This window comes from Pontibacter sp. HJ8 (assembly GCF_054824225.1).
This window is the reverse complement of record NZ_JSYF01000265.1, coordinates 1-11,531: the sequence shown is the minus strand read 5'-3', so window position 1 is coordinate 11,531 and position 11,531 is coordinate 1. Positions and strand designations below refer to the sequence as shown.

At 50.5% G+C, this 11,531-nt stretch carries 11 protein-coding genes and 1 pseudogene; all 12 read right to left on the bottom strand.

The window, feature by feature from the left end; all coding sequences use genetic code 11:
* Positions 1 to 258 (bottom strand): annotated as a pseudogene (locus OB13_RS12395) (glycosyltransferase); the annotation flags it as partial.
* A gap of 112 nt (positions 259 to 370) precedes the next feature.
* On the bottom strand, positions 371 to 2,968 hold the full coding sequence (gene ccsA / locus OB13_RS12390; RefSeq protein ID WP_461490482.1) for a cytochrome c biogenesis protein CcsA: 2,598 nt from the start codon (positions 2,966 to 2,968) through the stop codon (positions 371 to 373).
* 85 nt (positions 2,969 to 3,053) lie between these two features.
* Positions 3,054 to 3,482, bottom strand: a complete 429-nt coding sequence (locus OB13_RS12385) for a cytochrome c maturation protein CcmE domain-containing protein (RefSeq protein ID WP_461490481.1) — start codon at positions 3,480 to 3,482, stop codon at positions 3,054 to 3,056.
* Positions 3,483 to 3,613: 131 nt separating this feature from the next.
* Positions 3,614 to 3,895 (bottom strand): CcmD family protein, encoded by a 282-nt coding sequence (locus tag OB13_RS12380; RefSeq protein WP_461490480.1) that lies wholly within the window; start codon positions 3,893 to 3,895, stop codon positions 3,614 to 3,616.
* Positions 3,882 to 4,544, bottom strand: a complete 663-nt coding sequence (gene ccsA / locus OB13_RS12375) for a cytochrome c biogenesis protein CcsA (RefSeq protein WP_461490479.1) — start codon at positions 4,542 to 4,544, stop codon at positions 3,882 to 3,884. The genes OB13_RS12380 and ccsA (OB13_RS12375) overlap by 14 nt, the downstream gene beginning before the upstream one ends.
* A 212-nt stretch (positions 4,545 to 4,756) precedes the next feature.
* Positions 4,757 to 5,398: a heme exporter protein CcmB gene (locus tag OB13_RS12370; protein ID WP_461490483.1), complete on the bottom strand. Its 642-nt coding sequence runs from the start codon at positions 5,396 to 5,398 to the stop codon at positions 4,757 to 4,759.
* Positions 5,399 to 5,647: 249 nt separating this feature from the next.
* Positions 5,648 to 6,343: a phosphate signaling complex protein PhoU gene (gene phoU, locus OB13_RS12365; RefSeq protein WP_461490478.1), complete on the bottom strand. Its 696-nt coding sequence runs from the start codon at positions 6,341 to 6,343 to the stop codon at positions 5,648 to 5,650.
* Positions 6,344 to 6,397: 54 nt separating this feature from the next.
* Positions 6,398 to 7,162 (bottom strand): phosphate ABC transporter ATP-binding protein PstB, encoded by a 765-nt coding sequence (pstB, locus tag OB13_RS12360; protein ID WP_461490477.1) that lies wholly within the window; start codon positions 7,160 to 7,162, stop codon positions 6,398 to 6,400.
* A 7-nt stretch (positions 7,163 to 7,169) separates the two neighbouring features.
* Positions 7,170 to 8,027 (bottom strand): phosphate ABC transporter permease PstA, encoded by an 858-nt coding sequence (gene pstA, locus OB13_RS12355; RefSeq protein ID WP_461490476.1) that lies wholly within the window; start codon positions 8,025 to 8,027, stop codon positions 7,170 to 7,172.
* On the bottom strand, positions 8,020 to 8,895 hold the full coding sequence (pstC, locus tag OB13_RS12350) for a phosphate ABC transporter permease subunit PstC (RefSeq protein ID WP_461490475.1): 876 nt from the start codon (positions 8,893 to 8,895) through the stop codon (positions 8,020 to 8,022). The genes pstA and pstC overlap by 8 nt, the downstream gene beginning before the upstream one ends.
* 73 nt (positions 8,896 to 8,968) lie before the next feature.
* Entirely contained in the window at positions 8,969 to 9,979 is a 1,011-nt protein-coding gene (locus OB13_RS12345; RefSeq protein WP_461490474.1) for a PstS family phosphate ABC transporter substrate-binding protein, read from the bottom strand.
* 217 nt (positions 9,980 to 10,196) lie between these two features.
* A complete protein-coding gene (locus OB13_RS12340; RefSeq protein ID WP_461490473.1) occupies positions 10,197 to 11,360 on the bottom strand; it encodes a porin in 1,164 nt (387 codons plus the stop codon).
* Between the last annotated feature and the right edge of the window lie 171 nt (positions 11,361 to 11,531).

The following is an 11,531-nucleotide window of genomic DNA, read 5'->3' as shown; positions in this document are numbered from 1 at the left end:
TGTTGGGGTGTGATATTCTTTTAAGTTTGGTGCTCTGGAAACCGTGTAACTTCTTTTAGGGGTTAGCAGCTTTCGTAAATTTTTTAAATGATCCCTTGCAAACAATAGCCGGCTTTTGTCCATTTGCCCCCAGATACTGATACCGATGTTCAGGGTTGCATCTTCCCTGCAGATAGCTTCGTATTGTTCTGCTATCATTATCCCTGTAATCGGATAATCTTCGGAAGGGTACCAGGAGGGTATAACAAAGATATTCATGAGGACGAAGCAATAAGGATCTAAGGAGTTGTCGTAAGCAGAGGGGATATTACAAAGAAGGCAGGCTTAAAACAAGCCTGCCTTCTTTACTGGTTCTATTTACAAGTGCAACTTACGCCACCTGCGCTTTTCTTTCTTTCTTAGCCTTAGGCGTTCTGCCCTCGCCGCTGTTGCCTTCTTTGTTGCGGCGCACGATCGCCATCACAAAGCCGATGGACATGATGATCGTACCGATCCAGAGGACGTTCACAAACGGTTTCTCCATGGCCTTCAGGATGATGTAATCCTTCTGCGTCACGTTCACACCGATCTTGAACTTGTGGTTCTCTGTGTCGATGTTCAGGAAAGTGATGCGTATACCCAGGTCTTCAATTATTTCCGGTACGCGGCCCATCATCTGGCTTTTGATCATGAGTACAGGGTGCGCGTGATATTCCTTCCGCTCACCCAGGATCTTGATAGCCGCCTGCACGGCCACATCGCCTTCTGCCAGTTGCGTACCCGGCACCTGAGTGATCTGCTCAATGCCATTGAATATGGCGATGTAGTCGTTGATCACAAGGGTGTCACCCGCTGTCAGCTCATACTCCTGCAGTTCACCCCAGTCCTTCTCTTCGTTCGGATCCGGCACGGTAGAAACGTGGGTATACAGGTCTTTGTTGGCAAAGTGCTTGATATCCGGCGAGGCCAGCAGGCCCATGTTCGGGTTCACCTGCGCTCTTGGGTATAGCAAGAATTCTTCTTTATCATTCTCATACGCCACCTGGTAGTAGGTGTTTTCAGGCGAAACGAGCTCCAGCGTGTCACCGGTCTTGTAGTATACCTGGTCCTTTACTTTGATGTCACCGCGGGCAATGGCCTTATACGGGTCATCGGTCTGGAACAGGAGTTCTTTGGTCACATACTCCGGTACGCCTTTCACTTCCTGGTATTGGCCCCGGTAGCTTACCTTGAACCTGTCCATCTCGACGGGAGTATTACGCCACAGCAACACGTTGTCACGGTTGATTTCGTCGGGGAACTCTCGGGAGTAAAGCAGGCCGGAATTGTTCTGAGAGATAATCTTTGAATAGCCCGAAGAGAACAGAATGCCGATCAGCATTAGAGCTATACCTATGTGGGCCACAGCACCGCCTGACAGGGTGATCTTCTTCTGGAGCAGGCCCAGTATAATGCTGAAGTTGGCAAACACAGCAAACAACGATACCACAAACAGCAGGATATAAACCGGGTTATCCAGTTTGAAAGGGAAAACGTCAAATTTGTTAGAGAGGATGATCACCAGGCTGGCAAACAGCAGGGTGAGCATAAGCGGCATGGTGATAGCGTCTTTGAAGCTGTTCTTATTCGCTTTTTTCCACCACAGCAACTGGCCGATACCTGTCAGTATAGCTACGCCTACACCTGCCCATAACTGGAACTTGGTGTAGTGGGCGATCTGATCGGCAGGCAGGGCCGCATTGGATTCGATGCCAAAGAAGCCCAGGAAAGCATTGTAGACAGGTATGGAAGTAGTTACCAACACCTGGAAAGCGGCTAAGCACAGCACGGCAGCGCCTATGAATACCCAGAACTCAGCACTGTAAGTAGAAAGCTCTTTCTCCGTAACAGGAATTTTTTTCCAGGTATACACCAGCAGGCCGACCGCAATGACTGTAAAGGCCATCATGTAGGTGAAGAGCTGGCCTGACAGACCCAGGTCAGTGAAGGAGTGCACGGAGGCATTCCCCAAGATACCGCTACGGGTCAGGAAAGTAGCATACAGGATCAGGATAAAAGAGGTAATCACGAGGATGAAGGAAGCACGAAGCCCCTGCTTGCTGCGACGGTAAGCGATCATGGTATGGATACCACCCACCAGCACAAGCCAAGGGATGTAGACCGCATTCTCTACCGGGTCCCAGTTCCAGTAACCACCAAAGTTCAGCGTTTCGTAGGCCCAGTAAGCGCCCATCACGATACCGATACCCAGCGTCACGGCTGCAAAGTGAGACCAGGGCAGGGCAGGGCGGATCCACTCCGTAAACTTGCCTTTCCAAAGGCCGGCAATGGCAAAAGCAAACGGAACAAGCGAAGCGGCATAGCCCAGGAACAGGGTAGGAGGGTGAATCACCATCCAGTAGTTCTGTAGCAGTGGGTTCAGGCCGGTACCATCCGTAGGTACAAAGTTAGGGTCCATCTTAAATACCGGAGCGTCGGCCATGAAGTCGCGCATCAGAATAAAAGGAGAAGAACCCAGCTTGAAATCGCCGATCACCACACCCAGGATCATCGAGGTAATGAAGATCTGCACAAATGAGAAGGTCGCCATGACGGGTGCTTCCCATACCTTATTTTTCTTGCCCGAGTTGATGAGCACGACACCCAACACAACGTGCCAGAACAGCCACAGCAGGAATGAACCTTCCTGGCCCTCCCAGAAGCAGGAGATCATGTAGTGTACCGGCAGGTGATTGGACGAGTGGCTCCAGGCGTAGTAGTACTCGTAACGGTGTTCGTATATAATGTTGAAAAGGCTGAAAATAATAGCTATCACAGCAAAACTGTGTACATAAAAGGCACCACGGGCCAGTTTACGCCAGCTGCTATCTCCGCTTTCTTCCACTTTCTGGCGCGAGGCCATAAAATAAGCATAGGAGGCTACTATGGCCGCTACAAAAGCTACGATCACACTGGCATGACCAAAGTCTCCAATCAGCGTATTAATCATCTGTGATAGTTAAAAGTTTAAAGTTAAAAGCTATGAGTTGCGGGTGCTAAGAGTCATCACTCCTAACTCTCAACTCTTAACTTAATTAGAGTCCTGCTGTTTTATTTTGCTGAATTTCCTTTTCCACGTACTTGGAAGGGCACTTGAGTAGGATCTTGTCGGCTACAAAAACATCCTGCTGCATGTTGCCGGTGATCACGACTTGTTCCGAACGCTCAAAATCCTGTGGCTTGGGGTTGTAGTATACCACCCGTTGCTCAAAGCGATTGGTGTCTACCAGCGTAAAGGTAAAGTAGTTCGGGTCTATCAGAGGGTCGTATTGCATACCCACTATATGGCCCTCAACATCTTTTTTGAGGCGGCCTACCACGTGCACTTTGGTCGCGTTGCCATCTTCCGCACGCTCTATGGCTTCTCCGAACGAAACATAGGTGCTGGCGTCTCCGGCAGTTGTCATGATAATGCCAATAGCCAGTGCGATGACGATAATTCCGATGATGTGTGACTTTTTCATCTATGTATAAAAGGTTGATCCTCTCTATCTGTTAGCCTAACACACTACAGAGCGTTTTAAATCCATAGGCAAAGGCGATCTTTATCATTTTTTCTGTTGCTTTTTTCGCTGTTCAAAGCAACAGAAAACGCTTATCGGTTTACAAAATCATCTTTCAGCTGCTTCTCCAGCCTGCTCACTTTGCGGTCCAGTGAGATGAGGTAGAAAAGCACCCCAGCCAGTACGGTCAGCAGAACCACAACCACCACATATATTTTTCCGTCCTGGCGCAAGGCGTCTGCCATTTCCACGTCAGGCTGTGCAGCGGATGAGAACTCGACAGTCGTTTGCTCAGACTGAGCCTGTGCGGGTTGCAGACCTAATGCAGCACCCAACAGAAAGCAGCAAATGGCCAGTATTCTAAATGTTTTCATATAAGCGGTGTTTCAGTGATTCCAATCTAGATTTAATGTTCACGATCCAGAGGCCCAGCAGGGTCCAGCCCAGTACGGAAGGATAGAAAACCATGCGCAGCCGGTCGTCCAGGTCATAGGCGTTGAAGCCGGGGTTGCCACCGTTGCCCGGATGAAGCGAGTCTGTCAGGCGGGGCAGAATAAACAAGAGCGGGATGAGGGCTGCAAAGGCAAAGATGTTGTACACGGCGCTGATGCGGGCCCGCTGCTGCTGTTCAGCAAAGGAGCTGCGCAACACCAGGTAAGCAAAGTACAGGAGCAGGCCAATGGCGGCTCCGTTCTGCTTCGGGTCGTTGCTCCAGTATTCTCCCCAGGTGAACTTGGCCCATTCCATACCTGTCACGATACCCAGCACACCGAAGAGAATGCCTACTTTGGCTGCCTCATGCGCGATGATATCGCTCTTGATAGTAGGCTTGCGCAGGTACTGGATGGAGTATGCTACCGATAGCAGCAGGATCAGGATCATTCCAAACCACATGGGCACGTGGAAGTACAGGTTCCGGATGGTTTCGTTGAGGATAGCCAGCCGGGGAACCTCCGTTAGCATACCGGCCACCACAGTAAATACCAGCAGCAGCACAGTCAGTATTTTCCACCAGTTCTTCATACTTAGATATTAGATGTTAGTCGCCCGTATTTAGATACAAAATAGTAGACTTCTTTCAGAACAAATAAATGCTCCTGATCTGTTTCAACCTTCAGAATTATTAATGCCTCTTGTGTGATTGTCATTCCCCTTTCTTCCCTTCTCAAGACCTACACCTGAAAATCAACTGTCTACAGTCTATTGCCTCAAATCTCGTGGCTGCTGTCTTGCTATTATGAACGCCAAAGGTACGGGAACAAAATATAAGAAACAGTGACAACGATCATGTTTATGGCAAGCAAAGTAAGCAGTTCGTCGAGGCTGGAGCCCCGATCCAGGCCATCCAGCGCATTTTTTGACATTTTGATGAGCATGAGCAGCATCGGCACGATCACAGGGAAGCTGAGGACGGCCATCAGGGTGCTGCTGTTGGCGGCCTTGGATGCTATACCTGAGATCATGGTGAGGGACGTGGAAAAGCCAATGGCTCCCAGCAGAATACTGAGCAGGAACATCGGTACATCCTGCACCGGGTTACCCAGCACGAAAGCGTAGAACACAAAGCAAATCAGGGCCAGCACCAGCATGAGGCAGGCGTTGTAAATGATTTTGGCCAGGATGATGCCCTGCGGGCTGACGATGGAGTAAAAGTAGAGCAACCGGCCCCGGTTTTCCTGCATGAAGCTCTTGGCGATCGCATTGACCGACGTAAACAACAGGATGATCCAGAACACAGCATTCCAGACCGGTATTTCGAGCACGTTGGAGCGCAGCCCGAAGCTGAGGTAGCAGATGAATACCGTGCTGCTGACATAAAGCAGCATCCCATTAAAAGCGTACTTCTGCCGCAATTCCAGCAGAAAGTCCTTCTGCATCAAGTAAATAACTTCTTTGAAGAGCACCTTGTCAAATTTGTCACAAAGGTACGTCACAAATTGTTGAATTGCTAAAGTGTAGCACTCCTCTATGGTCTGAATTAATCCGGCCCGCGGGTATAGCATCCGGCATACCTAAGTTCTCTGTCGCTGTCGGGTGGTTCAACAAATCCCTGGCCTAAAGCAAAAAGCACGAACCTGAGCGGCTCGTGCTTTGAATAAAATCAACAGGTAACTTCTGACTTAAGGCTATTCAGTCTTGTCCTCGTCGTTGTCTTTGTCTTTCTTCTTCGACTTGTGCTTCACAACTTTGGCATCCTGGTAGAAGATGATCTCTTCGGCGATGTTGGTGATCTGGTCGCCCACCCGCTCCAGTTTCTTGATGATGGAGAGGATCGTCAAGCCTTCCTCAATGCTATCGGGGTTGTTGCGCAGGTAAGCGGCTATGATGCGCTCAGACTTGCGGTAGATCTTGTTCAGCATTTTGTCCCGCTTCAGCAGGGCCCGTGCCAGGTCGGTGTTGTTCGACTTGTAGGCCACGCGGCAATCATGGAACATAGACAGGGCCTCCTCGAACATAACCAGCGCCTTTGTTATCTCCATCAGCTCCGCGTTATACGGAACCTCCCGCTTCTGAACAAACATCGAAATGCCTTCTGCCGTATCGCCGATGCGTTCCAGGTTGGCGTTGATCTTCAAGGTGGCCAGCACCAGGCGCAGGTCTACGGCAACAGGGGTATAGAGCGCCAGCAGGTTCTCGCACATGCGGTCTATCTTCACATCAAAGTTGTTTACCTTCTTGCCCAGCTTTACCACCTTGCGGGCCAGTTCCTGGTTGGTGGTCAGCATGGCCTCGTGTCCGCTTTGCAGCTGATACTCCACCAGGTCCCACATCTCCATCAGCTTTACCTTCAGGCCACTAAGTTCAATATCTATATGGTTCATTCTTTCGTCTCTTGTTTGAAAACTTACTGTATACCTTAAAACAAAGTATAAGACTTACCCGAAGCGGCCCGTGATATAGTTTTGGGTACGCTCATGTTTCGGGCTCGTGAACATGGTCTTCGTCTTGGCAAACTCCACGAGTTCGCCAATGTAGAAGAAGGCCGTATTGTCGCTAACGCGTCCGGCCTGCTGCATGTTGTGCGTCACGATGATGATGGTATAATCCTGCTTCAGTTCATGAATCAGTTCTTCTATTTTGGCTGTAGAGAGCGGATCCAGGGCCGAAGTCGGCTCGTCCATCAGGATGACCGAAGGCGAGATGGCCAGGGCACGTGCAATGCAAAGACGCTGCTGCTGGCCTCCCGAAAGTGCCAGGGCCGATTTATCCAGCTTGTCTTTTACTTCCTCCCAGAGGGCCGTTTTGCGCAGTGAATTCTCAGCAGCCTCGGTCAGTACCTGTTTGTCTTTTATACCTTGTATCCGGAGACCGTATACCACGTTCTCAAAAACTGTTTTCGGGAAAGGGTTTGGTTTCTGAAACACCATACCGACTTCCTTGCGGAGCTCATCTACACGTACGTCTTTGCTGTAAATGTCGCGGCTGTCGAGCAGTATGTCGCCTTCTACCCGGAAATCGTCGATGTAGTCGTTCATGCGGTTGAGGGTACGCAAAAACGTGGACTTGCCACAGCCCGAAGGTCCGATAAAGGCCGTTACAGCCTTTTCTTCCATGGCAATATTGATGTTTCGGAGGGCGTGAAACGAGCCGTAGTAGGCATTCAGGTCTTTCGCCTCTAATTTATAAGGTCTCTTACTCATGGTTAGGTTACCACTTAACTTTATTCTGCCACTTGTTGCGCAAGTATACGGCAATCCCGTTAAGTATAAATGTAATTAACAATAATATGATGATCGCAGCAGCCGCGTTGACTAAAAAGTCTGCCTGCGGCCGCGAAGTCCAGTTAAAGATCTGTATGGGTAGTACAGTAAAATCATCCATTGGCGAGGAAGGTACAAACGGCACATAGGCCAGCGCCCCGATCACGATCAGCGGAGCCGCTTCGCCCACAGCCCTGGACAGGGAAAGGATGATACCGGTCAGTATACCCCCGAACGAAGCCGGAAGCACCTGAAACCAGGTGGTCTGCCATTTGGATGCGCCCAGTGCATAAGAGGCATCGCGTATGCTGCGGGGCACAGCTTTGATGGCCTCCCGCGTGGTCACAATAATGATGGGAAGTACCAGCAGCGACAGGGTAAGCGCACCTGCCAGCAAACTGCCGCCCAGCCCCATGACTCTGCCGAACAGCTCGATGCCCAGCAAACCATAAATGATGGAAGGCACACCTGCCAGGTTGGCGATGTTGACTTCCAGGAAGTTCGCCATTTTCGTTCTCTTGCTATACTCCTCCAGGTATACGCCGGCGGCAATGCCCAGCGGGAAAGCAATAATGGAGGTGAGCACCAGAATCCAAAGGGTACCCGCCCAGGCGGTAAGTATACCGGCGCGGCTCGCTCTTCTGGAGGGTAAGCTGGTCAGGAAATCCCAGTCAATGCGTGAAAGGCCCTCGATCAGGATATTGATGAGGAAGATAGCCAGCACGACCAGGCCAATAAAGGTGCAGAAGACACCAAACACCTGGAACGCTTTGTCTTTCAGCCTGTTCTTTTCGGAGTTAGTCATATTTTTCCTGGTATTTCTTTTTGATCCAGAAGCTGAGGTTGTTCAGCGCAAACGTAAAAACGAAGAGCGTGATACCCGCCGCGAAAATGGTTTTATACTCCAGCGAGCCATGCGGCACGTCGCCCAGGCTTACCTGCACAATGTAGGTGGTGATGGTCTCGATTGGAACGGTTGGGTCGAGTGTAAGGCGCGGTTGCTGACCGGCGGCAATAGCTACGAGCATGGTTTCGCCCACCGCCCGGGAAATAGCCAGTATAACCGACACCACAATGCCGGACGAAGCGGCCGGAACCATGACCCCGAAGGCCGTCTGCAAGCGCGTAGAGCCCATGCCGTAGGCAGCTTCCCGTAGCGAGCGGGGCACGGCGCTGATGGCATCCTCGCTCAGCGAGGAGATCATCGGGATGATCATCACCCCCATCACCAGACCTGCCGACAAAGCGTTAAAACCAGCCAGGTTCGGGATGATTTGTTGCAGAAAAGGAGTCACTACTGTCAATGCAAAGAAACCATACACGACCGTTGGGATGGTAGCCAGGATCTCAAGCAGCGGTTTCACCGTTTTCTTAAAGCGTCCGGGCGCATACTCGTTCAGGTAGATGGCGATGGTCAGGCCGATCGGCAATGCTACGGCGATGGCAATGGCGGTGGTAAGAAAGGTGCCTGCTACCAACGGAAGTATGCCAAAATGCTTGTCAGCAAACAGGGGCGTCCATTCCTTGTCGGTCAGGAAGTCTATGATCGATACTTCGCTGAAGAAACTGATCGATTCTGATAGCAGAACCCAGATAATGGCTGCTGTAATAAAGATGGTTATCACGGCAGACAACCACAGCAGGCCTTCAATAATTCGCTCTTGTATTCTCAAGGGATATACTTTTTATATACCAAATGCGGCTCCGGCCGGAGTCGCATTTGGTATAGATTTCATACTTGTGATACTACTGCTTTTGCGCCGTACCGGATGTGCCGGATGCAAATTCCTGGAATTTCGTTTTCTGTGCCTGGTACTGTTCGGCCGGCATTGGGATATAACCCACTTCCTCGCTCAGAGCAGCGGCATTGTCCAGGTAAAAGTTCACGAACTCCACTACTTCCGGGCGGGCAACCGCTTTCGAGCTTACATAGATGAACAGCGCACGCGAAAGCGGGGCATAGGTGCCATCTTTTACAGTCGCAATACTGGGCAGAATAGCACCTTTTCCGTTGGCATCGTTCTGGTCGTCTACCGGAATTGCTTTCAGCTTGCTTTTATTTTCTTCGTAGTAGGCATAGCCAAAGAAGCCAAGTGCCAGCGGGTCTGTGGAAACACCCTGCACCAGTACGTTGTCGTCTTCGCTGGCCGTATAATCGCCGCGGCTGGCATGGCTTTCACCTACAATTGCTTCGGTAAAGTAATCGTACGTACCTGACTCTACGCCCGCACCATACAGGTGAATCTCCTTGTCAGGCCATTCCGGACGGATCTGGTTCCATCTTTTGATCTTGCCTTGCGCGGCAGGTTCCCACATCTTCTTCAACTCGGCTACGGTAATGTCTTTCACCCAATCATTTTCAGGGTGCACCACTACAGTCAGACCGTCAAAGGCTACCGGCATTTCCAGGAAAGTGATGTTGTTTTCCTGGGCTACTTTGGCTTCAGCTGGTTTGATAGAGCGGGAAGCATTGGTGATGTCAATTTCCCCGCGGGAGAATTTCTTGAATCCGCCACCACTGCCGGAAACGCCTACGGTTACCTTCACATCCGGTGCTTCCGCCCGGAATTCTTCCGCCACAGCCTCCGTGATCGGATAAACCGTTGACGAGCCATCTATCTGAATGCTACCGGTCAGGTTGGCTGATGCACCTTGCTCGTTCGAGTTGGTATTGCCGCCGCAGGCACCTAACAGTACGCTGCCGCCTAACAGTATAGCCAGGTTCAGTCTTGAATAAGTAAGCCCAAAATTTAACATAAGCTTTGGTTTTTGGATTGGTTTATATGATTCATTGCAATAAACTTGGAATAACTATCTGAGGTTGCTCTAAAATAGAAATATGTAAATCAGGTAGTTGTGCTTTTGCTTCCCTTTTGTCTTGCATTCTGGCTAATCAACTCCATTTGCATTACAAAGAGACAGACTAATTGCTAAACTCGGAACAGCGCAATGTTAAGGAATTGTTAAGATTTGCTTAGAAGCCTACTTCCAGTTGCAGCCTGAACTGGTAGCGGTCGTCTCTGGTGTCTTCCTGCAGGAGGCTTACATCGCTTTGGACCTTCAGCGTATGGCCTACAATGTACTTGGACAAACCGAGCGTGTATTGCTCCTGATCGCGTATGCCAATAGCCGTGGTAGGATCGAAGGTGGTATAGCGGCCGGCAACCTCCCAGTTTGTCGGAAACAGGTAACCTGCCTGTACGTTAAAAGCATTGCCGGTTACAAAGGTTTCTTCCACGTTCCCCAACTCGTCTCTGCCAACTACAGCGCCATCCGGTGCTTTGCGGTTGGCATACTCGGCCATGGCCGAAATTCCTCTATACTTGAACATGGCATCCAAGAACACGGTGCGCAGGTCGCGCTGGGTGCCCAGGAAGTCTCCGAGCTGTCCGCGCTCCCGGGAGGCATCGTCATTAAAATCGTACACAGCAGCAATGGCTAATTTGGGTGTTTGCTCGCGTGCCAGGTCGCTGCCTGAATACTCGCCCTCACTTTGGAATGCACCAAAAGGCAGCACCTCGAAGCGGGCGGTGTAATCATAGCCGCCAGAATTATTTACCGTGATGTTGCGGCCTTCGCCCGTGGAAATGGAGCCGATTTCGCGAAGCACGACAGTACCAACCGTGTGCTCGTTGCGCAGTTGCAGACCAGCATCGCGGTCGAGTGTGAATTGGGAGTTGAGCAGGCTGCGGTCTACGAACTGCATTTTCTGAGAAGAAACAATGCGCTCGCGGTTGCCGGGCAGTTTCGTCTGGCCTACCCACAATGAAAGAGAAGGTGTCATTTGCCACATGGCCACGGCGTCCAGTACAATGTTGCTGGCGTTGTTGGTTTGGTCGGGCGTATCGTTGCCAATGTCGTTGTTACTCAGGCCCAGTTCTATTTTATACTCCAGGCGGGGGGAGTACAGGAAGCCATCCAGCTTGAGGCGGGCCCGGCGGATTACGAAACGGTCGTCCCAGTTGTCGGTTGCAGGGTTGGTTACCCCTTGGTACAAGGTCTGAAAACGAGCGCCGATCTTAACGCCGAAGGAAGAGTCGGCGGCTACAAATTGTAGTCCTTTGCCGTACTTGGAGTTATTTATGGTTTGAGCTTGTGTGCTGTAGGCGCATACGACCATAAACAGGAGTACTATCAACCCCCTTTTGAACTTACTATTCACAATGATATATTAGTTTGGGTGAGAAATAAACTAATGATAACTACTTCTGATTACAGCCACAAGTGCAGTAGTCAACTCTACAACGGGTGTCTGTGTGGTTCAGAAGTACAGAGCGGCTAGTCAGGCTGTTGCTCTCGCTTCTTAATC

Bases quoted from the DNA above. Each gene is read 5' to 3' on its own strand.
- OB13_RS12385 (WP_461490481.1), bottom strand. From the start codon at position 3,482: ATGAAAAAGTCACACATCATCGGAATTATCGTCATCGCACTGGCTATT.
- phoU (WP_461490478.1), bottom strand. From the start codon at position 6,343: ATGAACCATATAGATATTGAACTTAGTGGCCTGAAGGTAAAGCTGATG.
- OB13_RS12380 (WP_461490480.1), bottom strand. From the start codon at position 3,895: ATGAAAACATTTAGAATACTGGCCATTTGCTGCTTTCTGTTGGGTGCT.
- OB13_RS12370 (WP_461490483.1), bottom strand. From the start codon at position 5,398: ATGCAGAAGGACTTTCTGCTGGAATTGCGGCAGAAGTACGCTTTTAAT.
- ccsA (WP_461490482.1), bottom strand. From the start codon at position 2,968: ATGATTAATACGCTGATTGGAGACTTTGGTCATGCCAGTGTGATCGTA.
- pstA (WP_461490476.1), bottom strand. From the start codon at position 8,027: ATGACTAACTCCGAAAAGAACAGGCTGAAAGACAAAGCGTTCCAGGTG.
- OB13_RS12345 (WP_461490474.1), bottom strand. From the start codon at position 9,979: ATGTTAAATTTTGGGCTTACTTATTCAAGACTGAACCTGGCTATACTG.
- ccsA (WP_461490479.1), bottom strand. From the start codon at position 4,544: ATGAAGAACTGGTGGAAAATACTGACTGTGCTGCTGCTGGTATTTACT.
- pstB (WP_461490477.1), bottom strand. From the start codon at position 7,162: ATGAGTAAGAGACCTTATAAATTAGAGGCGAAAGACCTGAATGCCTAC.